The 22,891-nt window shown below is 68.4% G+C and carries 21 protein-coding genes; 12 read left to right on the top strand and 9 right to left on the bottom strand.

The window, feature by feature from the left end; all coding sequences use genetic code 11:
* Positions 1–430 precede the first annotated feature (430 nt).
* The 7 genes from ID574_RS22240 to ID574_RS22210 all read left to right on the top strand — a co-directional run bounded on the left by ID574_RS22240 (position 431) and on the right by ID574_RS22210 (position 9,033).
* Positions 431–1,048, top strand: a complete 618-nt coding sequence (locus ID574_RS22240; RefSeq protein WP_188190836.1) for a DedA family protein — start codon at positions 431–433, stop codon at positions 1,046–1,048.
* Positions 1,049–1,084: 36 nt separating this feature from the next.
* Positions 1,085–1,897: a DMT family transporter gene (locus ID574_RS22235; protein ID WP_223166947.1), complete on the top strand. Its 813-nt coding sequence runs from the start codon at positions 1,085–1,087 to the stop codon at positions 1,895–1,897.
* An 81-nt stretch (positions 1,898–1,978) separates the two neighbouring features.
* Complete coding sequence (locus ID574_RS22230) at positions 1,979–3,184, top strand: glycosyltransferase (protein ID WP_223166946.1); 1,206 nt, start codon at positions 1,979–1,981, stop codon at positions 3,182–3,184.
* A complete protein-coding gene (locus ID574_RS22225; RefSeq protein ID WP_188190834.1) occupies positions 3,181–3,864 on the top strand; it encodes a DUF998 domain-containing protein in 684 nt (227 codons plus the stop codon). The genes ID574_RS22230 and ID574_RS22225 overlap by 4 nt, the downstream gene beginning before the upstream one ends.
* Before the next feature lie 45 nt (positions 3,865–3,909).
* Positions 3,910–4,662 carry a cytochrome P450 gene (locus tag ID574_RS22220; RefSeq protein ID WP_188190833.1) on the top strand — a complete coding sequence of 251 codons (753 nt, stop codon included), beginning with the start codon at positions 3,910–3,912 and terminating at the stop codon, positions 4,660–4,662.
* A 7-nt stretch (positions 4,663–4,669) separates the two neighbouring features.
* Positions 4,670–7,489, top strand: a complete 2,820-nt coding sequence (locus ID574_RS22215; protein WP_188190832.1) for an AfsR/SARP family transcriptional regulator — start codon at positions 4,670–4,672, stop codon at positions 7,487–7,489.
* Positions 7,490–7,524: 35 nt separating this feature from the next.
* Positions 7,525–9,033, top strand: a complete 1,509-nt coding sequence (locus ID574_RS22210; protein ID WP_188190831.1) for an MFS transporter — start codon at positions 7,525–7,527, stop codon at positions 9,031–9,033.
* A gap of 30 nt (positions 9,034–9,063) precedes the next feature.
* Here the strand turns inward: ID574_RS22210 and ID574_RS22205 are convergent, their stop codons facing one another.
* Positions 9,064–9,852 (bottom strand): TetR/AcrR family transcriptional regulator, encoded by a 789-nt coding sequence (locus ID574_RS22205; protein WP_188190830.1) that lies wholly within the window; start codon positions 9,850–9,852, stop codon positions 9,064–9,066.
* Positions 9,853–9,953: 101 nt separating this feature from the next.
* On the opposite strand from ID574_RS22205, the gene ID574_RS22200 reads away from it, so the two are divergent.
* Together ID574_RS22200 and ID574_RS22195 are read left to right on the top strand one after the other, a co-directional pair.
* Positions 9,954–11,129 (top strand): DUF418 domain-containing protein, encoded by a 1,176-nt coding sequence (locus tag ID574_RS22200; protein WP_188190829.1) that lies wholly within the window; start codon positions 9,954–9,956, stop codon positions 11,127–11,129.
* 493 nt (positions 11,130–11,622) lie between these two features.
* On the top strand, positions 11,623–11,955 hold the full coding sequence (locus ID574_RS22195; RefSeq protein WP_188190828.1) for a hypothetical protein: 333 nt from the start codon (positions 11,623–11,625) through the stop codon (positions 11,953–11,955).
* A 550-nt stretch (positions 11,956–12,505) separates the two neighbouring features.
* Here ID574_RS22195 and ID574_RS22190 read toward each other — a convergent pair.
* Together ID574_RS22190 and ID574_RS22185 are read right to left on the bottom strand one after the other, a co-directional pair.
* Positions 12,506–13,087, bottom strand: a complete 582-nt coding sequence (locus tag ID574_RS22190) for a hypothetical protein (RefSeq protein WP_188190827.1) — start codon at positions 13,085–13,087, stop codon at positions 12,506–12,508.
* Between the two features lie 61 nt (positions 13,088–13,148).
* The gene (locus ID574_RS22185; protein WP_188190826.1) at positions 13,149–14,099 is read right to left on the bottom strand and encodes a NucA/NucB deoxyribonuclease domain-containing protein; all 951 of its coding nucleotides are present in this window, start codon (positions 14,097–14,099) and stop codon (positions 13,149–13,151) included.
* A 64-nt stretch (positions 14,100–14,163) separates the two neighbouring features.
* Here ID574_RS22185 and ID574_RS22180 point away from each other — a divergent pair, with 64 nt between their 5' ends.
* The gene (locus ID574_RS22180) at positions 14,164–14,835 is read left to right on the top strand and encodes a hypothetical protein (protein ID WP_188190825.1); all 672 of its coding nucleotides are present in this window, start codon (positions 14,164–14,166) and stop codon (positions 14,833–14,835) included.
* Positions 14,836–15,357: 522 nt separating this feature from the next.
* On the opposite strand, the gene ID574_RS22175 is transcribed toward ID574_RS22180, so the two are convergent.
* From ID574_RS22175 to ID574_RS22160, 4 genes are all read right to left on the bottom strand, one after another.
* The gene (locus tag ID574_RS22175) at positions 15,358–16,065 is read right to left on the bottom strand and encodes a GIY-YIG domain-containing protein (RefSeq protein ID WP_223166945.1); all 708 of its coding nucleotides are present in this window, start codon (positions 16,063–16,065) and stop codon (positions 15,358–15,360) included.
* Positions 16,062–17,015: a DUF7662 domain-containing protein gene (locus tag ID574_RS59955; protein ID WP_223166944.1), complete on the bottom strand. Its 954-nt coding sequence runs from the start codon at positions 17,013–17,015 to the stop codon at positions 16,062–16,064. Before ID574_RS59955 ends, ID574_RS22175 begins: the two co-directional genes overlap by 4 nt.
* Entirely contained in the window at positions 17,005–18,171 is a 1,167-nt protein-coding gene (locus tag ID574_RS22165; protein WP_188190824.1) for a zinc ribbon domain-containing protein, read from the bottom strand. Before ID574_RS22165 ends, ID574_RS59955 begins: the two co-directional genes overlap by 11 nt.
* 163 nt (positions 18,172–18,334) lie before the next feature.
* Entirely contained in the window at positions 18,335–19,267 is a 933-nt protein-coding gene (locus ID574_RS22160; RefSeq protein WP_188190823.1) for an HNH endonuclease, read from the bottom strand.
* Between the two features lie 528 nt (positions 19,268–19,795).
* On the opposite strand from ID574_RS22160, the gene ID574_RS22155 reads away from it, so the two are divergent.
* Positions 19,796–20,053, top strand: a complete 258-nt coding sequence (locus ID574_RS22155; protein WP_223166943.1) for a CopG family transcriptional regulator — start codon at positions 19,796–19,798, stop codon at positions 20,051–20,053.
* Positions 20,050–20,475 carry a type II toxin-antitoxin system VapC family toxin gene (locus ID574_RS22150; protein ID WP_188190821.1) on the top strand — a complete coding sequence of 142 codons (426 nt, stop codon included), beginning with the start codon at positions 20,050–20,052 and terminating at the stop codon, positions 20,473–20,475. Before ID574_RS22155 ends, ID574_RS22150 begins: the two co-directional genes overlap by 4 nt.
* A gap of 58 nt (positions 20,476–20,533) precedes the next feature.
* On the opposite strand, the gene ID574_RS22145 is transcribed toward ID574_RS22150, so the two are convergent.
* A complete protein-coding gene (locus ID574_RS22145; RefSeq protein WP_188190820.1) occupies positions 20,534–21,445 on the bottom strand; it encodes a serine hydrolase in 912 nt (303 codons plus the stop codon).
* Positions 21,446–21,496: 51 nt separating this feature from the next.
* Positions 21,497–22,891: an NAD(P)/FAD-dependent oxidoreductase gene (locus tag ID574_RS22140; protein WP_188190819.1), complete on the bottom strand. Its 1,395-nt coding sequence runs from the start codon at positions 22,889–22,891 to the stop codon at positions 21,497–21,499.

Genomic DNA, 22,891 nt, shown 5'->3' with positions numbered 1-22,891 from the left:
ACGTTAGCGGCCGGCCGCAGCGGCGGGCCCTCCACCAAAGGCAGGAGGCGACCCTGACGAAAGTCAGGTGAGCGAGCGCCGTCGCCTGGAGGAGCAGCTGAGGCGTGAAGACAGGTAGAGCGGAATGGACTGCCGGGGTGGGGCTAGCTCCACCCCCAAAGCGCCTACCTCCACTCCTGTGCCGGGCTAGCGGAACCGGTTGGATCGATGGTGTCACCCGGAGATCGAATCTCTGACCCCGACGAAAGTCGGGGGTGGAGCATGCCGATCGTCCGATGTGCCGTGACCTGCGGAGTTTCTACGTTCGTGGGGTACGAGCCCTGACCCCTCTCGGGGAAGGGTCCGCGTTCGACCCGGGGCATCCCCGATGTCCCGGGCCCGCTCACACGGAGAGGCTGTGTGAGTGCCCTGAAGATCGGAGTTCACGCTCATGTCGCACGCCATCCTCGACCTGGTCCAGCAGGTCATGTCGTCACCCTGGTTATACGTGGCGCTGTTCGCCCTTGCCCTGCTCGACGGGTTCTTCCCGATCGTGCCGGCCGAGACGTCGGTGATCACGGCGGCGGTCTTCGCCGTGTCAGGGGAGACGAACCTGGCCTTTGTGATCGTGGTCGCGGCTCTCGGCGCGTTCGCGGGCGACCACATCTCCTATCTGATCGGCAACAAGTCCGGAGGCCGGCTCAGGAACAAGAAGGCGTTCGTCTGGGCGCGCGACGCGCTGGCCGAGCGGGGTGGGCTCGTCTTGGTCGTGGCCAGGTACATCCCGGGAGGGCGGACCGCGACCACGCTGACGATGGGGGCGGTGCGCCATCCGCTGCGCTCGTTCACGTTCTTCGACACGATCGCCGCGGTCTCCTGGGCCCTCTACTCCGGGCTGATCGGGTTCTTCGGCGGGATGGCGTTCGAGAACGACCCGATCAAGGGCCTGCTGCTCGGGCTCGGCATCGCGGTGTCCATCACCGGGCTCGTGGAGCTCGTGAGATGGCTCAGGAAGCGTCGCGCCACCCAGCCTTCTCCAGAACGTCTTCCTGCAGACACGTCCGTTTGACACAACCTGGCAACCATCCGTCTGAAAGGAGTGCGTATGACTGTGCTGGCCGCGGCGATCGCGCTGGTCGGTTCGCTGTTCTTCGCACTCGGAGCCGCCCTGCAGCAGTTCGAGGCCGTGGGCTCGGCCAAGCCGGGGCTGCTCGCCCTGCTGCGGAAGCCGCGCTGGCTGCTCGGCGGCGCCTCCATCGTGGCGGGTGGCGGCCTGCACATCGTCGCGCTGGGGCTCGGCCCCCTGACCATCGTCCAGCCGATGGGCGTGGCCAGCCTGCTGTTCGCCCTCCCCCTCGCCGCCACGCTGCACGGGCGCAAGCCCTCCCGCCGGGAGCTGGCCGCGGCGGCGGTGGTGGCGGCCGGGCTGATCGTCCTGGTGTTGCTCGTCCCGGAGTCCGAAGGGCCCACGTACCTCAGCCCGGACGGCGTGCTCACGCTCCTCGGCGTGGCCGGCGTCGCGGCGGTGCTGCTGTGGGCGGGCTCGAACGCGGTGTCGCCGGCGGGCCGGGCGGCGCTGCTGGCCACCAGCTCCGGCGTCCTGTACGGCGCCACAGCCACGCTCGTGCGGGTGCTCGTCGACGGCGCCTGGAACTGGTGGTACCTGCTGGCGCTGCCGGTGCCCGCGCTGTTGGCGCTGGTGATGCTGCAGCGGGCCTACGCGGTGGGGCACTTCGGCGTGTCGTTCGCCTCGCTGCAGATCGCCGACCCGCTGACCGCGGTCGCCTTCGGCGCGCTGCTGCTCGGCGAGCCGCTGCCGACCGGGATCGCCCCGGTCCTCGCGGCCGCGCTGACCGCCGCCGGCACCGTCGCCCTGGCCCGCACCAGCCCCCTGGAGGCCCGCAACGACCTCGCCTGATTCCCGCTCGTCGTCCCCCGTTCTCTCTCCGGCCCTCCCCCAGCCGGGTTCCCTTGCGAATTTGGAGTCACCGTCATGGCCATGCCCCTGCACAGCGTCACCGCCCAGGCCGATCTCGCCCCAGCCCCCCAGCGCCCCCGCCGAGTGCTGATCTCATCCGACACCTACCCCCCCGACGTCAACGGCGCCGCCTACTTCACCCACCGCCTGGCCACCGGACTGGCCGCACGCGGCAACGAGGTGCACGTGGTCTGCCAGTCGGACGCCGGACCCGCCAGCGCCGACATCGTGGACGGCGTGATCGTGCACCGGCTGCGCTCCGCGCCGCTGCTGGTCCACCCCACCATGCGGGTCACCGTCCCCACCCGGCTCGACCGGTTGGTCGCCGACATCAAGCCCGACGTGCTGCACACCCAGGGCCACTTCGTGGTCGGCAGGGCCGCCATCGCCGCCGCCCGCCGGGCCGGCGTGCCGATCGTGGCCACCAACCACTTCATGCCCGACAACCTCTTCCAGTTCGCCCACATCCCGAGCCGGCTGCGGGCCAAGGCGGGCCGGCTGGCCTGGCGCGACTTCAACCGGATCTTCAACCGGGCCGACCACGTCACCACGCCCACCCCGCTGGCCGCCAAGCTCCTGACCGACCAGGGCTTCCAGCGCGAGGTCGAGCCGGTGTCCTGCGGGATCGACCTCAGCAGGTTCCACCCGCACGCCGAGCCCAAGGCGTGGGCCCGCAAGCGGTTCGAGCTGCCCGACCGGCCGACCATGCTGTTCGTCGGCCGCCTCGACGAGGAGAAGCGCATCGACGAACTGATCCGCGCGCTGCCGCTGGTGCTCAACGAGACCGACGCGCAGGTCGCGCTCGTCGGCAAGGGCAACCAGCGGGCCGAGCTGGAGAGGCTGGCCAGGCGCATCGGGGTGGCCGAGCGGGTGTTCTTCCTCGGGTTCGCGCCCGACGAGAGCATGCCTCAGGCGTACGCCGCCGCCGACGTCTTCGCCATGCCGGGCATCGCCGAGCTGCAGAGCATCGCCACGCTGGAGGCCATGGCCACGGGCCTGCCGGTGGTGGCCGCGGACGCGATGGCGCTGCCACACCTGGTGGACGGCAACGGCTACCTGTTCCAGCCCGGCGACGTGGTCGCGCTGGCCCGCCACCTGACCGGCATCCTGGCCGACGACGACCTGCGGGCCCGGCTCGGCAAGGCGAGCCGGGAGATGGCGCTCACCCACGACGACCAGTCGTCGCTCGCCCGGTTCGAGAAGATCTACGACGAGGTGGCTCAATGACCCCACGGCAGAGCATCTGGGGCACCGTCGCCGGCACGGTGGCCTCGGCCTGCGCATTGGCGTACGCGCAGGCTGCCCTGCCCGCTCAGCCGCTGCTCAGCGACTACGCGCTGGTGTCCGGCGGGCTGGTGCCGGTGCTGATCGGGATGCTGACACTCGCGGGGGCCTGCCTGTGTCTCGCGTACGGGCTCGCGGCCGCCGACCCGTCGCGCACGGCGGCCACCCGGGTGCTGCTGATCGCCGGGGCCGCGGGTCTGATGATGAGCGCCGTCTTCCCGACCGACCCCGGCACGTCCCAGGTCGGGACGTTATCCGGGGAGATCCACCGCTGGTCGGCGGCGGTCGTCTTCACCTCGCTGCCGGTCGCCGGCTGGACCCTGGCGAGGGGCCGGGACGTGGCGCCCCGCTGGAACGCGGTCCGCGCCATGAGCGTGACGTCCGCCCTGGCGCTCGCGGTGTACCTGGCCGCGCACCCCGCCTCCATCACCTCGCCGCTGATCAACGGCATGGCCTACTACGGGCTGCTGGAGCGCGCCGTGGTGCTGGCCGAGATGGTGCTGATCACGGTGATGGCGCTGGCGGCGCTCGGCAGCCGGCCGGCGGTGCGGACCGAGGCGGCGCCCGCCGAGGCAGCCGAGCCTGATCGGCCGCACGACGACTCCCCGCGCCTGGCCGCCTGACACACTTGGGTCCTCATCGAAAGGACGACGTCCTAGCGTGATCCCATGCTCGTCACACACCACGCCGAAGCCCTGGCGGTGCTCGCCGACACCCGGTACGTGCCGCCCCCCGTACGCCAGGACGGCCGCGAGGGCACCCTCGCCTGGCTGCGCGCGCACGTGTCGCGGTTCAGCACCGGCGACACGCACGCCGAGCGGCGCCGCCTGGTCGTCGAACGGCTGGCCGCGCTGGACGCCGCCGAGCTGCGCGCCGCGGCCCGGGCCAGGACCCTGGAGCGGGGCGGCGACTGGCGGGGCGTGCCCACGGAGGTGCTCGGGAACGCGCTCGGTGTGAAGGACACCGGCGCCGTCGCCGCCGCGGCGGCCGGATACCTGTCGGGCGAGGAGCGCCCGGAGGCCGACGCCGCCGTCGCCGAGCTGCCGGCCCAGGCCGATCTCCCGGCCGTCACGCTGCTCCTGCAGGCGCACGCCGCCACGGAGGGCCTGATCGAGAACGCGCTCCGCCACGTCACGCCCGGCCAGGATCTCGAAGCGCTGCTGCAGGAGACGCTCAGGCACGACCCGCCGCTCAAGGTCACCCGCAGGCTGGACACGCGCTCCGGCGACGAGGTGACGATCGACCTGGTGGCGGCCAACCGCGACCCCGGCGTGTTCGCCGACCCCGACCGGTTCGACCCCACGCGCCACCACAACCCGCACCTGACCTTCGGGCACGGCGTACGCCCCTGCCCGGCCTCCGCGCACGCGCTCGCCCTGGCCACCGGCGTACTCCAGGCGCTCCTGAACAGTTCGGGATAATGAACGCATGCGCTTCCAGATCCTCGGGCCCACCACCGCGCTGGGCGAGGACGGCAAGCCCGTCGCGCTCGGCGGCCCCCGGGTGCGGGCCCTGCTCGCCCTGCTCGCCCTGCACGCCGGGCGCATCGTCGGCGCCGACCAGCTGGTGGAGGGCATGTACGGCCCGCATCCGCCCGAGGGCGTGGCCAACGCGCTGCAGTCGCAGGTGTCCAGGCTGCGCCGGGCGCTGGGCAAGGATCTGGTGGAGTTCCATCCGGCCGGATACCGCCTGGTCGCCGACCCGCAGGACGTGGACGCGCGGCGGTTCGAGCAGCTCGCGCAGGCGGGCAGGCAGGCGCTGGCCGGCGGCGACCCCGGCCGGGCGGCCTCGCTGCTCCGGGAGGCGCTGGAGCTGTGGCGGGGTGCACCGCTGGCCGACGCGCCCTACGCCGAGGCCGCCGCGACGGCGCTGGAAGAGCTGCGGCTGACCGCCACGGAAGACCGCGTCCAGGCCGACCTCGACCTGGGACGGCACCGCGAGCTGGTCGCCGAGCTGAGCCAGCTCATCGCCGCCCACCCGCTGCGCGAGCGGCTGCGGGCCCAGCTCATGCGGGCCCTCTACGGCAGCGGCCGCCAGGCCGAGGCGCTGACCGTCTACGACGACGCCAGGAAGGTCCTGGACGAGGAGCTGGGCGTCGAGCCGGGGCCCGAGCTGGCCGCCGCGCACCTGGCCGTGCTGCGGGCCGACCCCGCGCTGGGCGCGCCCGCGCCGCCGGTGACCAGGCGGCGGCAGGGGCTGCGGGCGCAGCTCACCAGCTTCGTCGGCCGGGGCGAGGAGCTGGCCCAGGTGAGCAAGAGCCTGCGGGCGGGCAGGCTCGTCACGTTGATCGGCCCCGGCGGCGCGGGCAAGACACGGCTCGCGCTCGAAGCCGCCGACCAGGAGCCGGGCGACGTCTGTTTCGTGCCGCTCGCGCCCGTCTCCGACGGCGCGGACGTGCCCAGCGCCGTGCTGGCCGCGCTCGACATCCGCGACGGCCTGCGACACCCCGGCGACGGGCCGGCCGTCGACCCGGTCGCGCGGCTGATCACCGCGCTCGCCGATCGCAAGCTGCTGCTGGTGCTGGACAACTGCGAGCACCTCATCACGGCCACCGCCGAGCTGACCGACCTGCTGCTGGCCTCCTGCCCCGACCTACGGGTGCTGGTGACGGGGCGGGAGGCGCTGGGCATCACCGGCGAGTCGATCCTGCCCGTGGCGCCGCTGCGGCTGCCGCCGCCCGAGGCCGGCGACCCGCTGGCCTACCCGGCCGTCCGGCTGTTCGCCGACCGGGCCGCCGCCGTCCGGCCGGGCTTCGCCGTTGACGCGGGCAACACCGCGGAGGTCGTGCGCATCTGCCGGGCGCTCGACGGGCTGCCGCTCGCCATCGAGCTGGCCGCGGCGCGGCTGCGGACGTTATCGGTGTCCGACGTGGCGGCGCGGCTCGACGACCGGTTCCGGCTGCTGACCCGCGGCAGCCGTACGGCGCTGCCTCGGCACCAGACGCTGCGCGCGGTCGTCGCGTGGAGCTGGGACCTGCTGGACGACAGCGAGCAGCGGCTGGCCAGGCGCCTGACCGCGTTCGTGGGCGGCGCGCGGCCCGAGGCGGCCGAGCGGGTGTGCGGACTGCCGGAGGAGGTGCTGTTCTCGCTGGCGGAGAAGTCGCTGGTGGAGTTCGTGGACGGGCGCTACCGCATGCTCGAGACGATCCAGGCGTACTGCGCGGAGCGGCTGGCCGATTCCGGCGAGGTCGAGGCGATGCGCGACGCGCACGCCGCCTACTACCTCGACCTGGTCATCGCGGCCGACGCCCGGCTGCGGACCCGTGAGCAGCTGGAGTGGCTGGCCAGGCTCGACGAGGAGAGCGACGACCTCAACGCGGCCGTACGCTGGGCCACCGAGTCGGGGCGGCTGGAGACCGCGCTGCGACTGCTGGCGCACAGCGCCTGTTACTGGTGGATGCGCGGCAACCGGGCCACCAGCGCGGCTCTGGCCTCCGCGCTGCTGGCCAGGCTCGGCGACACCCGGTTCGAGGGCATGGAGGAGGAGTACGTCACGTGCGTGCTCATCACCGCCTGGGCCGGGCAGATCGACGACGAGCTGCGTGCGCGGCTGACGGAGGTGCGCGAGCTGCTGCCGCCGACCTACCTGCCGCGGCGGTTCGAGTTCCTGATGATGTTGCTGTCGATGTTCACGGGACCGCCCGGCGACTTCATGGAGGCCTACGAGGTGGTCATGCGCAACCTCGGCGACCTTCCCCCCTGGCAGGAGGCGCTGTCCCTGGCCGGCGCGGGATTCGTGCTCCAGGCGCTCGGCCGCGTGGGGGACGCCGTGGAGCACTTCGAACGGAGCCTGGCCGCGTTCAAGGCCATCGGGGAGCGCTGGGGGACCGTGCTGGTGGTGTCCGGGGTCGGACATCTGTATCACGAGCGGCGTGACTACCGGAAGGCGTACGCGCTGGCCGACGAGGCGCTGACGACGGCACGTGAGCTGGGGGCCACGACCGAGATCGCCGAGGCCCTGTGCCGGCGCGGCGACGCCCTGCTGAGCCTCGGCGACCTGCCGGGCGCGCGGGCCGACTACGAGCTCGCGGCCGATCTGTCCCGCCGGAACGGCTCCATGGAGACGCTGGCCTGGGCGCACCTCGGCATGGGCGAGGTCGCTCTGTCGCGCGGCGACGCCGAGGAGGCGCGCGACCTCGTGACCCAGGCCCGCGACGAATGCCCCGGCGACTGGTACAGCACGGAGGACACGCGAGTCCGCATCGCCGCCGCGCTGACGGAGGTCAGCCGGATGGTCAGCGAACGGTAGGCCGGCGGTCAGGCGCCCCGTGGACAGTGGGCGCCATGAAGAACAAATGGTCCTGCCTGGCCATCGCCTGCCTGGCCACCCTGCTGCTCTCCCTCGACCTCACGGTCCTGCACCTGGCCCTGCCCCGGCTGGTGACCGACCTCGGCGCGAGCTCCACGCAGCTGCTCTGGATCGGCGACATGTACGGCTTCGCGCTCGCCGGCCTGCTCATCACCATGGGCAACCTCGGCGACCGCATCGGCCGCAAGCGCCTGCTGCTGATCGGCGCGGCCGCGTTCGGGGCTGCCTCGGTCGTGACGGCGTACGCGCCCAACCCCGAGCTGCTGATCGCGGCCAGGGCGCTGCTCGGCGTGGCCGGCGCCACGATCATGCCCTCCACTCTGTCGATCGTCAGGAACGTGTTCACCGAGCCCGGCGAGCGGACCGCGGCCATCGGCATCTGGAGCGGCATGAGCGCCGCGGGCTTCGCCGTGGGCCCGGTGGTCGGCGGGCTGCTGCTCGACCACCTCTGGTGGGGGTCGGTGTTCCTGATCAACGTCCCGATCATGCTGCTGGTACTGGTCGGTGGGGTCCTGGTGCTGCCCGAGTCGCGCAACCCGGACGCGGGGCGCCTTGACCTGGCCAGCGTCGTCCTGTCGTGCGCCGGCGTGGTGTCCGTCGTCTACGCGGTCAAGGAGGCCGCGCACAAGGGCGTCGAGCACGCCGACGTGATCGTCGCCGGCGTGGCCGGAGTGGTGCTGCTGGCGGTGTTCGCGTGGCGGCAGACGCGGCTGGCCGAGCCGCTGATCGACGTGCGGCTCTTCGCGCGCAGGGCGTTCACCGCGTCCATCCTCACGAACCTGCTGGCGATCTTCGCGATGTCCGCCATGATGCTCATGTTCGCCTGGTATCTGCAGCTCGTCCTCGGCTGGTCGCCGCTCCAGGCGGGGCTGGCGCAACTGCCCGGCGGCCTCAGCGCCGCGGTCGGCGGGGTGCTGGCCGCCAAGCTGATCCGCCACATCGGCAGGAACGGCGTGGTCGCGCTGGGCCTGGCCATGAACGCGGGCTCGTTCCTCTACTACACCACGCTCGGCGCCGAGCTGAACTACCTCACGCTGCTGCCCGTCATGGTGATCGGCGGGGTCGGCATCGGGTTCACCTTCACGGTCAACAACGACAACGTGCTGGCCACCGCGCCCAGGGAGCGGGCCGGGGCGGCGGCCGCGGTGTCGGAGACGGCGTTCGAGCTGGGCGGGGCACTCGGCATCGCGATCCTCGGCACGGTGCTCAACACCGTCTACCGCGCCAACCTGGTGCTGCCGGCGGGGGTGCCCGGCGAATCCGCCACGGAGTCGATCGCCGGGGCGGTGGGCACGGCCGCGGCGCTGCCCGCCGAGCAGGCCGGGGCGCTGCTGCGGGCGGCGCAGATGGCGTTCCTGGAAGGGGTGCACCTGACGTCGCTGGTCACGGCGGTGCTGCTGGCCCTGGTCGCGGTGCTGGCGCTGGTGGGGCTGCGCGGCGTGCCGAAGGAGATCCCCGAGGAGGTCCTGGCGGCGCGGATGTGACGGCTTGAGATAATTCAGTCATCGTTGACTTCAGGGGGCGGTCCGGCCCGGCGGGTCGTGCGGTTGGGAGCGGGTGCGGGCGTCGAGGTAGGCCTGGATTCCGTCGAGCGCTCGTTGCAGGCCGAACTCGAACAGGTCGGCGCCGGCGCCGACGATCGCCTCGGCGATGGCCGGGTTGGTCAGCATCGGGTAGCGCTCCAGGTCGATGTGCCGCTCCCACAGCGGGATCTGCCTCTGCCACCACTGGTCGTCGCTGATCTGGGTGCGGCGTTCGGCCTGGGCGATGTCCACCGCCTCCCGGGCCTTGCCGCGAACGTAGGCGTCGATGAAGTCGATCACGGAGACCATCTCGGCCTCCGACAGCCCGATCCCCGTCACGGCGCGGAGCGATGAGGCGACGGCGGCCAAGGTGTTGGGCCCCATCACCGGACGGTGGCCGGCGATCTGCAGGACCCATGGGTGGCGGGTGTAGAGCGCCCAGTCATTCCGCGCGATCGCGGTGAGTTTCGCTCGCCAGTCGCCGTGATCGTCGTCGACCAGGGGGACTTCTCCGATCACGGTGTCGAGCATCACGTCGATGAGCTCGTGCTTGCCAGGCACATAGGTGTACAGCGACATGGTGCCGACCCCGAGCCGTTCGGCGACCCGGCGCATGGACAGCACCTCCAGCCCTTCGGAATCGGCGACCTCGATGGCGGCGTCGGCGATCTGCCGGACGGTCAGTTTGGGCCTGGGCCCCCGGCCGGCCGGCTCCTTGCCGCCCCACAGGAGCTCCAGGGTGCGCTCGGAGTCCCCGCTGCCCGCGTACTCGGTCGTCATCGTTCCTCACTGATCGGGGCTTGATCCCCATCCTAGAACTTCGTATGGTGTACGAAATAGCATCTCCGTACACCATACGAAGTAGCCTTCGGGAGGGATGCATGCCTGAAGTCGCCCCGTCCAAGGTCCGTGGCCCGGCACGCGCCGGCGAACGGGCCATAGCGCCCGATCTCGCCCGCGGGTGCATGCTGCTCCTGATCGTCTTGTCCAACACCGGGTTCTTCCTCCTGGCGGAGAGCCAGAGATCCACGGTGGACCGGGTCGTCACCACGGTCATGGGCGTCGTCCTGGACATGCGGGTCTACCCGATGTTCGCGTTCCTGATCGGCTACGGCATGGTGCAGCTGTACCGTCGTCAGCTCGAAGCCGGGGCCTCTCCGCGAGCGGGAGCCGCCCTGCTCCGCCGGCGGGGACTGTGGATGATGGTCTTCGGTCTCGGCCACGCAGCGCTGCTGCTGTCCACTGACGTCCTGGGCGCATGGGGGCTGCTCACCCTGGTCTTGAGCCGGCTGTTCCTGCGACGCGGCGACCGCACCCTCCTGGTGTGGTGCGGCATCGGCGTCGTGTTCCTCGCCTTGATGGTGGCCGGCGCCCAGATGGCCGCGGGAGAGCTGACCCTGCTCGCCGAGGACACCCCGCAGGACACCGTGTCAGCGGCCGGCACCGGCGAGAGGAGCTATTGGGCCTCCGTGCCGGTCCGGTTGCTCTTCTGGCTGGGCGTCATCTCCCTCACCGTCGCCCTTCTCACCGCGCCGATCGCGATGCTGGCGGGCATCTGGGCCGCACGGCGCCGGGTGCTGGAGGAGCCGGGCAACCACCTCCGTCTCCTGGGCTGGACGGCGGCCGGCGGGATCGCCATCGGTTGGCTCGGGGCGCTGCCGTTGGTCCTCACCCCGGGTGGCGCAGGCGAAGCGGCGTTATTTCTGCTGCACGCGGCGACGGGCCTGGCCGGTGGATTGGGATACGCCGCGATGTTCGGCCTGATCGCCCACCGGCTCCCGCGCCGCCTGCACCGATGCCGTCCCGTCGTCGCGCTGTGCGCGGTCGGGAAGCGTTCACTGTCGTGCTACCTCACCCACTCGCTGATCTTCGCGCCGCTGCTGGCCGCCTGGGGGCTCGGGCTCGGCGCGCTGATGACGAGCAGCACGATGGCGCTGTTCGCCACCGGGGTCTGGCTGGTGACCGTCTTCGCCGCCTACGCCCTCGAACGCGCGGGCCGGCGGGGGCCCGCCGAGGTCGTGCTGCGGCGCCTCGTCTATCGCAGACCGTCCCTGTGATTTCCTTGTGGCCGGCCACAACACACACCGCCGGACTTCAGGCGACTCTATGGCGTCGCGTACGGATCAACGACCCTGACGACCATCGTTGACACCGACGCTGCCGGCCCGGGTCACCGATCCACTCGGCGGCACCGCGACCGGGGCCCAGCTGGCAGGGTCTACAGTATCGGCCACGGCCATCACGCGATCTTCAGATGTCTTCACAAACTCCGAATGATCACGTGGTGGCCGCCCCTATGCGACCTCAGCCAGCAAGATCGCGAAGTGTCACTGGTGGTGGGTGGCCACGACCAGATCTCGGTAGTCCAGCCAGGGTCAGTGGAACAGATGCGACCACTCGCTATCCCGAAGGCCGCAACGCCGGCCACGTTGATTCGGTCGGAGCCCTTACCGCTCATCGTCACCACCGGGCGGACCGTTCCTCCCGGAAGATGATGGGTGGGGCGGCGACACACCGCCCCACCCCATACCGGAAGACTGGAGCAGAACGATGAGCCAGTATTTCGACGCCTACACAGACGCGCACTCCTACCTCCCCGAACAGGCGTGCCTCATCTGGATCAGGACCGACGACCTGGAACAGCTCATCCACGCGTTGGGTGCCGATCCGGCCGAGGCGTCGGAGGAAACCTGGACCGACCTGATCGACGAGGGATCCGCCGAGGACGTGCTCGCCGCGCGTTACGGCGACTGGACGCTCCTCATGGAGCCGTTCACCCACCATGGCACGAGCGAGCAGGGTCCTAAGCGCGGGCCAGGAGGTCTACAGCCTCCGGTGGACCGTCAACCACGACGTCGCCGTCTCCTACGCGCGCGCGGGTGAGATCGTCAGCGTCTTCGATCCTCTGGACCTCGAAGGCGCAGAACGGGCCTGGTCCACCAGGTGAGCGAGGACGAATGGCGGCGGGACTGGCTGGCCGCTGCGCTCGCCCTGGGGAGGAACTCTCAGGTCTCCGCTTGGACCGCGCCTGGCTGGCCCGACCGCATCTTGCCTTCACGCCCGCACCCGTCCAGAGGCGGCCGCCGCTCAGGCTGGACGCAGGCATGAGGGCTGCAGTGGGCGGGGATGCGCGGCTCGCGGCCATCGTCGCCGATCCCGCCGAGGGCATCCTGCCAGAAGTCATCGCCTATGCCGCCGATCTCGCGGTCGCCACGACAGGCCTCGACGGTCCCCTCGTCGACGAGGCCCTGCGCCTGATCGCCGAGCGCGAATGGAACTCCGAACGCGCCCGGGCAGCGGGCCTCGCCGAAGGGTGGCCAGGAGCCGTTACTGGGCGGGGAGCCAAGTGCTCAGCATGCTCGTTAACGGCTGCTGCGGTCGCGAACAGGTCCAACTGGTTCACCAATCCCGTGGACTCAGGTGCTTCACCTGATCAGCGCCTTGGGGAACGGTTGGTACGGCCGGGACTGGCAGAGTGGAGTCGTTCCCTGTAAGCGCGAACATTCGCACTCGTCAGGTTGGTTAGGTCCTCTGCCGCCTCGATGGCTGCATCTCGACCGAGCGCGAGCGGCCACGCGCAGACGAGGTATTCCTCGACCGGCTCGTCAGTTTCGGGGGTGCCGATACGGGGGCGAGTCGAAGCATGCAGCCGCAGCGTGTAGACCCCAGGCCCCTGTGGGGTGAGTGAAGGAAGATCTGGCGGAGGGGTGTCGCCCATGAAGCCGAACAGGCGCATGTCCCCGATGGAGGTGGGGAACACCACCTCCTCCACGTCGGCCCATTTCCGCACGCCCTCTAGACGGGGTGCGGAAGTGGTGGTCTGCACTGTGACGGTCACGTAGCCGGTATGCACCCCGGTGAAAATCGCAGCGGCGTCCAGGTGAGCAGCCACCAGTCCGTTAGGGGCATAACTGGGAGGATCGGTGTAGTCCACCTCGCCCAGGGCCTTGATGAGGATCGTGTTGTAGGAAACGAACACCTTGGCGGTGGCCGCCACCGATGCGTTGTCGCTCATGTGGGAATCCTAGGCGAGGATGTGGAGGTCGGCATCGGACGAAGCGTTGACGTCGAATAGGCTATGCTTCGACGTCGACGAGGAATGGGTCTTTCTCAATGACTCGATGGTATCGATAGAACCAGGCCAACTGTTCTCCCCCGTCTTGGTTTTCGGTTTCTGGGATGAGATCCGAGAAGGTGAGGTCAGGGTCGCCAGTGTGGGCACCTTGCCACGTTGAGCGGAATGGGTATTCGTCACACTCCTCGCCTGGGGGACGCGGAGACGGCCACATCTTGCACGCCTCTGTGCCGTTCTTCTTCTTCAGCGTCTCGTCCATAAGCCGTGTGAGAGGGGCGTCGCCTGGTGCGCCTGGCGCCCCACCGCTCTGGCCAGCCGTGATGACCTCGGCGTGCCCAGGAAGCTCTGCCCACACGACGACGTGTTCGGGCCAGAAATTCTGGAAAACGCATCCGTAGTGTGGAGCGTCTCCACCTGCGGCGAGGTAGTCACAGCGGATGTCCCACTCCCCCGGATCGAGCCACATCTGGTCTTCTTCCGGATCGTGTGCCGCGGCGGGTGTAGCCATAGCGATGTCGATGAACGGGGAAATGCCGTCCTGGACAGTTCCGGCAGGGACTCCAGTGAAACCGGTGGCATTGCCTTCGAATTGGATGGCGAGCCACTCGTCCGGCGAGGGGTCTTCCGGAAGTTCCGTCGGCGGCAACGGGGCAGTGTACATGGTGCATGGGCCATCACAGCCTGGTGCCATGGCAAGCCTAATGAACTCGGCTGCTCCCGTGACATCGAACGCGCCAGCCCACGACTGCCAGATGATCTTGTTCTGTGCGTTGTGGTTGCGCAGCATATTCCAGATGACGACATCCGCGCTGCCGATCTCAGTGGATCCCTGGCGAATAGTGTAAGTCCAGCCCCAATATGAGCAGGCAGTAAGTCGGTCGCCTCCCCAGACGCCTGCGGTGTACGCACCTCTCGTGGCAAGTGGGGAAAGTTTCCACGATTCGGTGTTCATTTCCGAGTCGCTAGCCTACAAGTTGGCATTCGAACTATGTGCTATGCAATGCCTGAAGCAGATCATGTTCAAAGCAGGAGAAATGAATTTGGTAGGGTTCTTCCCTTCGGGTTTGATCTGTGAGGATGGTGCTCGCCAGTTCATTATCGATACCCTCGTAAACACTACTGGGATACCGGAATTCCGACAGCGAGGCCTCATAGTCGCTGATGATTATTCCGAGAATGACCAGAGAGATGCATATGAAGAGGGCCAGCCCCGGATTTCCGGAAACCGTGATCACTATTTCAGGGTGAAGCGCAGAGAGGTTGAGTCTCTTGACTTTTCACGAATCGAACAATTTCTTGGAGGGTTAAGGGTGCATCCGATGGAGAACGTGCGAAGTGTCGAGCTGTCCTTCGATGATTACAGCATCGACTCTCGTGGGCTCTACGACATTCCGGAGGTGCGAACCTATCTGCGGACCTTTCAAAAACGGTTTTCCTGGTGGCTTTGGTATTTCAAGGTAGGCGTGGACTCTCGAGAATGTGCGGGATTCGTGCTACTTTTTCTTGCGGGGTTGAACGATCCGAGGAGAATAACTAGTGAGGAGCTCGTGTCCTGGTTGTGCGAAGTCACTGGGCTTCCCTTGATGGAGGAGGGGGAACGCGCTGGAGTTGACGATGCATATTTGACGGCATTTACGCTGGATGTTGGTGATGCATTATTGGGTATTTCCAATTTCATACTGGAATAGCAATAAAGGGCGATTGTCTTTATTCGGCCGTTTATGACGATGAACCTTTTGGATACACAGATAGATAGTAGAGGTCGGGGAGATAGCCGGTTGCCCTCGCGGCTCGACGCAGGCTTTTGGTATGGGCAACTGGACGGGCATACATCTGCCTGAGTAAGAGCAGTGAGATCGGGCTGCGTCAAAGATTTGGCCTCGAGTGGCAAACAGTAGGCTTGATGGCGTACAGCTCAGAAGGACGTTGCTGTCGGCGCAGAGCCGCCAGGGCTGCCTAGCACTGGAAGCGGCGTGGTGGAATGGGGAAGCCTACGCTGTAGGTGAGCATTGGCGTTATTCATGGGTCAAGATGCCCCCAACTTGGCTGCCACGCGCCCGGACAGCAGGCCCGACGAGGGAGTGGCACGGGAGGTGTGACTCCTGAAGCGGTGATCGGGAGGTCACATCGATTGTCCCGAAGCCGAAGTGCCGAATGAGACCAGAACCGAGACCACTGTTAGCCCGCGTGCGGTCATTCCGCCAGGGCGATCACCTCGGATGCGATTTCATGCAGAGGGCAATGTCGTCGAGGAAGGATGGGTCGTAGCGGTCGTCGACGTGGTTGCTGTTCCATAGTCCGGAGGTGCGTACTTTGGGGTTGGCGGCGTGCAGGCCGAGCCAGCCAGGGGAGGGTGGGTCGACCGCTCCGGTGCGCTGAGATAGGAGTGCGATGGCGTTTGCTTCGATGGTGCTGCGTTGGTCTCGGTCCGGTACGTCGAGCCAGAGCAGCGGCATGGCGGCGATCTGGGCGGTGACCGCGAGTTCGAGGGGGCGTTCGGCTTGTCGTTGCTGGGAGGTCACGTGGTTCTTCGGCCAGGATTGCGCTATCTCGGAGGGCCAGTGGCCGGTGGCAAGAAGCGCGGTGCCGACATGGCGGCGGAATATCGAGCCGCGTTGGTTGCCGCCGCGTGGATTGGTTCCGTCGATGGGGCCGCGGTGTTGAGCGAGTCTGGTCCACAGGGTGGTGCGTGAGGTCGCGGTCAGCGCGTGGGTGCCCACCCGCACGACGCGGGGCCGATTTCCGTCGGTGCGGGTCTCGCCGTTTTCGAAGAAGAAATACACGCCGCGCTGTGGCCAGCCGCTGGTCGCAGAACAGTTGAAGAGGCGGCGTGCCCCACCGATCTGCTCAGCGAGCGCGTCAAGGAGGGAGTAGAACTGGTCGGTGTCTTGTTGGCGTTGTGCTGCGACGTGGTTCATGTCAGGTGCTCCACGGTGATGCTCGCTGGATAGTGCTGGGCGGGACTCCGCATCCAAAAGCAGGCGAAAGCCTGGCCGAGCCGACGTGGTGTCTCTCGTATGGCGATCCCGCCCTGGGCCATGCCGGTGACGGTGACCAGGAGTCCGGTAAGGCCGGCGCGCTGCCAGGGCGCGTGTCGTAGCAGCCGCGCATAGTCGGTGCTGGCCGCAGCGAAGGCCACGACGGTCGGCACGCCAGCGTGGCGGGCCTCTGCGATCAAGAGGTCTTCCAGCAGGCCCCGCGGCCAATCCGCCAAATGCATGATCTTGTTGTATGTGCCGATCGGTTCGTCGACGCGCAGCAGGCCATAACCGCCGCTGAGGATGACGAGCGGCGCGTTCTCGGTTACGGCACTGGTGAGAGCATCCTGGGCGGCCGTGTAGAACTCCCCGGAGTAGCGGCGCCAGGCGGGGAGCACGTGGCGTACGTCCACGCGGGCCGCCTCCCTATTGCGTTCGCGGGCCGAGACAAGTGCAGATGGCCATTGCGGCGCACGTCCGGTCCAAGCCTCGCCGCCTTCACGTTTGCGTTTCGAGCAGGGGATCACGAGTAACGCGTCGCGGGGCATGATCTGTTGCAAGATCCGCGTGCTGCGGGTGGGCGTGGTCGCGGTCGGCGTCGCTGATTGTCGCGGCGCCGTGAGGCTGGACGGCCGGATCGGGCTGCTGCGGCGAAAGATGACCGCTCGCCCTGGCTCCACCCGTACGAGGGTGTAGCCGGCGGCACGCCAAGCACGGGTGTGGGAACGGTCGCCGTGCCACCACTGCGGATGGTGGCGGATCGCCGAGGCCGGAATCGTACCGACGATCCGGCCCAGTTCGCTCCAGGAGAGGCTCACCTCATCTTCGGATTGGGTGGACAGGAATGCGGTGAGCTTGGCCCAGTCGGCCCGCCCACCCTCAGTCGGCACGGCGGCCTGCTTGCCAGACGTGGTGGCACCTATGGCAACGGTAGACGTCCCAGTCGACGTAGTGCCATGGTGCCGAGGTGTCGTCAGCAGCGGCGTCTGGGTCGTCGTAGGCCCAGCCCTGGTAGGTGCCGATTTCGACATCCGCAGATCCGCACCGTCGGCAGGGATTTCGGGGTGTCCGCGACCAGCGATGGTCACAGGCGGTGCACACCAGGCGGATGCGTCCATCAGGCAGTCGGCTACCTCGCACGTCCTCCTCGGATCCACACACCGGGCAGTCCAGGTCCGTGCGTGGCCCTGCCAAGGGTGCCTCGCGAGGAATGAGTTGCGGCACACCGTCCTGGTCGATCTCGATATTGAAGGCGCGTCGTACGCCGGGTGCCACTGCCCAGAACACCTTGGCGCCAAGCCTCGACAGCGCGGCGATCTTCCGCTGTGTCGTGTTCGCCGGTGCCGTGACCTGGCGCGCCGTTGCGGCACGCATTTCGGCGATCATGAGGTCCAGCGACGCGGTGTCGCGCTTGGCCTCGGCCACCACCACTGGTCGTCCGCTGCTGTCAAGGGTCGCCAGATCCAGTGCGTCGTACTCGAATGCCACCCGCCGCGCTGGCCAGCGGTGCTCGACCACCAGCTCGGCGAACGCCGTGATCTGTACCAAGTATTCGCGGTTGAGTGAGGGGGCCGGGCCTTGCGAGAACAGGTTGTAGGGCCCCTTGTTCCGCGCGGCGCCTGCGAGCCGGAATACTCCATCGGGCTGTATCTCCACTAGGCCAGCGCCACGAGCGAGGGCCAGCCCGTTGGCCTCGTCCATGTTCAGTGGCGGCCGTAGCCGCAGTGCTTGGTCGGGCAGCCGGCGCTCACGGGCGAACGCAGACGCCCATGTGCTCAGCTGACTACTGCACGCCGCGAGGAGATCATTCATTTCTACTCCGATGTCCGCTCTGACCATAAACCGGTCCATCGACAAAAGCCCGGCCGTACGACCCTGCTGGGCGCTGTCGATTGGGCTCCACGGGAGTGGGCGTACCTGCCTGCCGCCCAGATCGCAGGCATTGCCACGCAGCAACTCGTGCGTGACCGGGAGGCTTCGCCATAATTCGACCTGCAGTTTCTTATCGTGCACGGAGCCGAAGCGTTCGCACCGCAGCTCGGTCAACTTGCCGGCGCTGCGCGCATTTGTAAGGGGAGAACTCGTCCTCAAGGTGCGGCTAAGTTGGACAAGCCAGCGCACGAGTCCGGAGTCAGGACCGCTTCTGGCTGGTGGGCCACGTTCCGCGTGGGTTCATCCATTCCGGGTGTTCGCATACCGTGCATTCGGCCTACGTACTGAGGAACACCTCATCGAGGTGCCACTCGAGTGCCTCGCGATTCGGCCGGTCCCGAGGTCGGTCCGGAACGTTGATCTCCTGTCCGGCCCGGCGGTAGAACTCCTCGCCGTTCCCGAACTCCTCACGCAGTCTCGGGCTGACCAGCAGTCGGTGCTTGGGATCGATCGCCAGGTAGCCGCGATCGAACAGCGTGTGCACATCCGACCGGACGAGTAGCCCGTTGTCCAGTCGATGTTCGCCGCCCGCCGCGACCGGGCGGATGTGGGCCGCCTGCAGGACCGGCCGGATCCGGTCGCCAGTGATCGCGCATCGGCGTTCGTACGCATGCAGGACCACGGCCTGGAAGGCCTGCTGGCCGAGCCTACGCGGGGCTAGCCGAGGATCGCCGTAGACGGGCCCGCCGCGATGCCACGGCTCGGACAAATCGATGTCCCCACTGATTCCGATCCTGTTCAGCAGATCATGGAAGTAGGCGGCGGCCGGGTGGACGGCCAAGTCGTAGCTCTTACCTTGCACGATATTGGGCGCGAAGTTCGGCGGCGGTCCGGCGATGCGGTCCTCATGGAAGAAGAAGACGTCGCGGATGATGACGCACCCGATGACCGGGTCCTCCTCGGGGGTCATTGGCCGGCTGCGGTACCGTCCGACCTGGTGGCGTAACTCGACACGGCTCGCAGCGCCGTTGCCCTCCCCGAAGAACTCCCATGCCTCCGAGACGCGAAGGGGCGCAAAGCCGCTGAAGAAGCCGCCACCGACCACGCGGTTGTGCGGGTGGTGGGTTTTGAAGAAGAACGGTTCGCCATGGTCGAGCGCACGGAATTCGCGACCGCTGGAGGGACGCCAGAAGTTGACCTCTGTGATTGTCGGGCGCGCGAAGAGGAACCGGTACCAACTTGCGTCAGTTATCCCGACGTACGCCTTCACGGAGGCAATTGTGCAATTTTTTGATCGACCTCGCCAGAGGGCCGATACTCGACCCTCGCAGGGACCAGGAATACCTCACGGTCCGATCAGGGGTGAGATGCCTGCCGTACCGGGCGGATGGAGGACAGGTAACCCGGGATCACCGAAGCGGGTTCGCGGGCTGCACCTCCGAGTTCGTGCGTGAGCTGGGCCGCGTCCGATGTGCTGATCTCAAGCAGCGGGCGCCGGAGGCGGATGGATCAGGTGTTCTTGTCGGGTGTCAACGCGTCCAGCCGCGGAACGAGCAGAGCCAGGTCCACGCTTCGGCGTCAGCCGTACGAGCGCGGAAGCCCATCGGGCCATCACATGGTTGCCGAGAGAGGTAGCGATGCCTATCCGGCGGAACCGACGACCGGCTGTGTCTCGCAGCGCTGGAGGGTCAATCCGAGTGGCGATCGTGGTTGGCGGACAGCGAAAGCGCACTGAAGCGCTGGTAAGGAGGCTGATACCTGGAGTATGGTCTCTAGTATGGCGACTAAGAAGGTAACGGTGACGATCCCCGAGGAACTTCTCGACGAGATCCGCGCTGAGGCGGCGGAGCGGGGCCTGTCGGCGTACGTCGCCGAGGCGTTGCGCTTCAAGCGTGACCGGGACCGGTTGCTCGAACTGGTGGACTGGCTGGAGGAAGAGTACGGGCCGGTCACCGAAGACGAGCGCGCGGCAGCGATCGAAGAGCTGGACGATCTCGACGCCGAGCACGAGCGCCGCCGCGCCGGCGGAAAGCGCAACGCAGGAGAGGCTGCGTGAGCAAGCGAACCGGTGAGCACGGGCAGCCACCGCTGCGGATCTTCGTGCTCGACTGCGAGGCCTTGTCCCTGGCTGTGCGGGGCGACCGGAAAATGATCGCCTGGCTCGACCTCGCCGCCCGGGGCCAGGCGGAGGTGGTGACGTCTCCGATGACGGTGGTCGAGGCATACGACGGCAGGATCACCGAGCAACGCTGGGACTGGGTGCTCTCCCGGCTCAACGTTGCCGACATCGGGAAGGACCATGCCCGCGAGGCCCGCCGGCTCCTGGCCGACGCCAAGCTACACGGCCACAAGTACGCGATCGACGCCGTGCTCGCCGTCATCGCGCGACAGCAGAAGGGGCAGGTCACCGTCTTCACCTCGGACGTAGACGACCTGGAGAGGCTCGTCCCGGACACGATCGTGGTCAAGAAGGTATGACCTTTCTGTGCTCGTCACCGGATGTGCGCTCGCCTTTAGGAGAGCGGGGGCCGGGTGGTCAGGCGATGGGGCTGGTGGGGCAGGGGCGGCTGATCATTGGGGACAGGGTGTGGAGGCGGGAGCCGATCATTCTGGCGATCCCTTCGATGGTCTCCATGCCGGCGCCCTCCCCCGGCTGGCGGTCCGTCTGCACCGACAGCAACAGGTCGCGGCCGGGACCCACGATCCTGCCGTAACTGGTGACGGCCCACGTGTTGTGGATGAACGGCCGCGGCGTCCAGCCGTTCTTCAGCGCCACCCGATCCCCGGGACGGGCGGCGGCGCTCACGCCCCAGGCCTGATCCCGCTGCACCCGGCCCATCAACCCCAGCACCAGCCGCCGATCGGCGGTGCTCAGGCCCTTGCCGCCCGTGATCAGCAGTTTCAGGAGGCGGATGCGGTCGGCGGGACTGGTCGTGGTGCCGCCCCAGAACTTGCTCGGCCCCGGCGTGGTCTCCCGCAGGCCCGCCCGGTCGTAGAAGGCGCTCATGCCGCCGCCACCGCCGACGCGGGACCACATCGCGTCCGCCGCGTGGTTGTCACTTTCTGTGATCATGCGGGCCGCCAGGTCCTGCTCGTCCTCGTCCAGCCCGCCGCTCCGGCGGGCCAGCAGCGCCATGACGATGTCCACCTTGGCGCCGCTGGCGGTGATCAGGTCCTGGTCGTGTTTTCCCTGTCCCAGCTCGACGCCGGTGACCAGGTCGAGGGCCGCGTAGACGATCCGGCCCGGGCGTCGGCTGAGATATTGGGAAACGTCCCGCGTCAGTCGCGCCCGCGCCACCTCCCCCGCCCTCATGTCCCGATATTTCAGGAAACATCGCGCCACTTTGACCGGCGGTTTCCCGGCAACGGGCACGACCGGAGCCTGCTCGACCCCGCACCCGGCCGCGAGCGCCAGGCCGAGCCACGACGTCAGACACTTCGCACGCATGCGCCAACCCCCGTGATCTCACTCGGGGGCTGGCAGCATCATGCCCTCAGGTCAGGAATCGAATCCCAGGCCCATCCGGTCCAGCGTGCGCAGCCACAGGTTGCGCTTGCCCTGGTGCTGATCGGCCTGGGCGATCGACCAGCGGGTGAACTGGATGACCCCCGACCGCACCGGCTCGGGCGGGAACGGGATCGGCTTCTCCTTGACCATCCGCAGCTCGGTACGCTCGGTACGCTCGCCCGACAACAGATCGAGCATGACGTTCGCCCCGAACCTGGTGGCCCCGACGCCCATGCCGGTGTAGCCGATCGCGTAGACCAGCCGCCCGCCGTGCGCCTGCCCGTAGAAGGCGCTGAACCGGCTGCAGGTGTCGATCACCCCGCCCCACCGGTGCGTGAAGCGCACCTCGGCCAGCTGCGGGAACGTGTCGTAGAAATGCCGGGCGAGCGTCACGAACGTCTCGTCGCGCTGGTCGTACTCCGGCTTGACCAGCCCCCCGTTGTAGTAGACGGCGTCGTAGCCGCCCCACAGGATCCGGTTGTCGTCGGTCAGCCGGTAGTAGTGGAACCGGTTGCCGGAGTCGCCGACGCCCTGCCGGTTGCGCCAGCCGACCTCGGCGAGCTGCGCGTCCGTCAGGGGTTCGGTCATGAGCGCGTAGTCGTACACGGGGACCACGAAGTGCTTGAGCCGCCGCAGCAGCGGCGGGAAACCCCCGGTGCCGAGCGCCACCTTGGGGGCGGTGACCGTGCCGTGCGGGGTGCGGAGCTCGATCATCGGGCCGTCGTCGCGCAGGGAGCGGACGGGGCTGCGTTCGTGGACGCGCACGCCGAGCCGCAGGCACGCCTTCCGGAGCCCCCACGCCAGCCGCGCCGGGTCGAGCATGGCGCACCCGCTGCGCTCCCAGAGCCCGCCGAGATAGGTCGGGGAGTCGACCTCGGCCCGCACCTGCTCCTGGTCCAGGGGCAGGTAGTCGAGCCCGAGCTCGGAGATCAGGTCGAGGTGCTCATGGAGCCCGTCGAGCTGCCACGGCTCGGTGGCCACGTGCAGCTCCCCGGTCCGCTCGAACGAGCAGTCGATGTCGTGGCGCTCCAGCGTGCGCTCGATCTCGTCGAGGTTGTCGACCCCCATGCGTTCCAGCCGGTCGATCTCGTCCGGCCACCGCTCCAGCCCGTTGGCCAGGCCGTGGGTGAGGGTCGCCATGCAGAACCCGCCGTTGCGGCCGGTGGCCGCCCAGCCGATCCTGCGCCCTTCGAGCAGGACGACGTCGAGCGACGGGTCGCGTTCCTTGGCCATCAGGGCGGTCCACAGCCCTGAGAATCCTCCTCCGACGACGACCAGGTCGGCGGTCGTGTTTCCGATGAGCCGCGGTCGCGGCTCGGGTCTGGCCGGGCTGTCCAGCCAGTACGGCTTGCGCTCCGCATCAGCAAGAGCCTTCAGCGGATCCAC

Source organism: Nonomuraea sp. SYSU D8015 (genome assembly GCF_008065375.1).
Lineage (GTDB): Bacteria > Actinomycetota > Actinomycetes > Streptosporangiales > Streptosporangiaceae > Nonomuraea.
The sequence above is the reverse complement of the archived record's forward strand: the minus strand, read 5'-3'. Positions and strand labels throughout refer to the sequence as shown.

Bases quoted from the DNA above. Each gene is read 5' to 3' on its own strand.
- ID574_RS22240 (WP_188190836.1), top strand. From the start codon at position 431: ATGTCGCACGCCATCCTCGACCTGGTCCAGCAGGTCATGTCGTCACCC.
- ID574_RS22235 (WP_223166947.1), top strand. From the start codon at position 1,085: ATGACTGTGCTGGCCGCGGCGATCGCGCTGGTCGGTTCGCTGTTCTTC.
- ID574_RS22230 (WP_223166946.1), top strand. From the start codon at position 1,979: ATGCCCCTGCACAGCGTCACCGCCCAGGCCGATCTCGCCCCAGCCCCC.
- ID574_RS22225 (WP_188190834.1), top strand. From the start codon at position 3,181: ATGACCCCACGGCAGAGCATCTGGGGCACCGTCGCCGGCACGGTGGCC.
- ID574_RS22220 (WP_188190833.1), top strand. From the start codon at position 3,910: ATGCTCGTCACACACCACGCCGAAGCCCTGGCGGTGCTCGCCGACACC.
- ID574_RS22215 (WP_188190832.1), top strand. From the start codon at position 4,670: ATGCGCTTCCAGATCCTCGGGCCCACCACCGCGCTGGGCGAGGACGGC.
- ID574_RS22210 (WP_188190831.1), top strand. From the start codon at position 7,525: ATGAAGAACAAATGGTCCTGCCTGGCCATCGCCTGCCTGGCCACCCTG.
- ID574_RS22205 (WP_188190830.1), bottom strand. From the start codon at position 9,852: ATGACGACCGAGTACGCGGGCAGCGGGGACTCCGAGCGCACCCTGGAG.
- ID574_RS22200 (WP_188190829.1), top strand. From the start codon at position 9,954: ATGCCTGAAGTCGCCCCGTCCAAGGTCCGTGGCCCGGCACGCGCCGGC.
- ID574_RS22195 (WP_188190828.1), top strand. From the start codon at position 11,623: ATGAGCCAGTATTTCGACGCCTACACAGACGCGCACTCCTACCTCCCC.
- ID574_RS22190 (WP_188190827.1), bottom strand. From the start codon at position 13,087: ATGAGCGACAACGCATCGGTGGCGGCCACCGCCAAGGTGTTCGTTTCC.
- ID574_RS22185 (WP_188190826.1), bottom strand. From the start codon at position 14,099: ATGAACACCGAATCGTGGAAACTTTCCCCACTTGCCACGAGAGGTGCG.
- ID574_RS22180 (WP_188190825.1), top strand. From the start codon at position 14,164: ATGTTCAAAGCAGGAGAAATGAATTTGGTAGGGTTCTTCCCTTCGGGT.
- ID574_RS22175 (WP_223166945.1), bottom strand. From the start codon at position 16,065: ATGAACCACGTCGCAGCACAACGCCAACAAGACACCGACCAGTTCTAC.
- ID574_RS22145 (WP_188190820.1), bottom strand. From the start codon at position 21,445: ATGCGTGCGAAGTGTCTGACGTCGTGGCTCGGCCTGGCGCTCGCGGCC.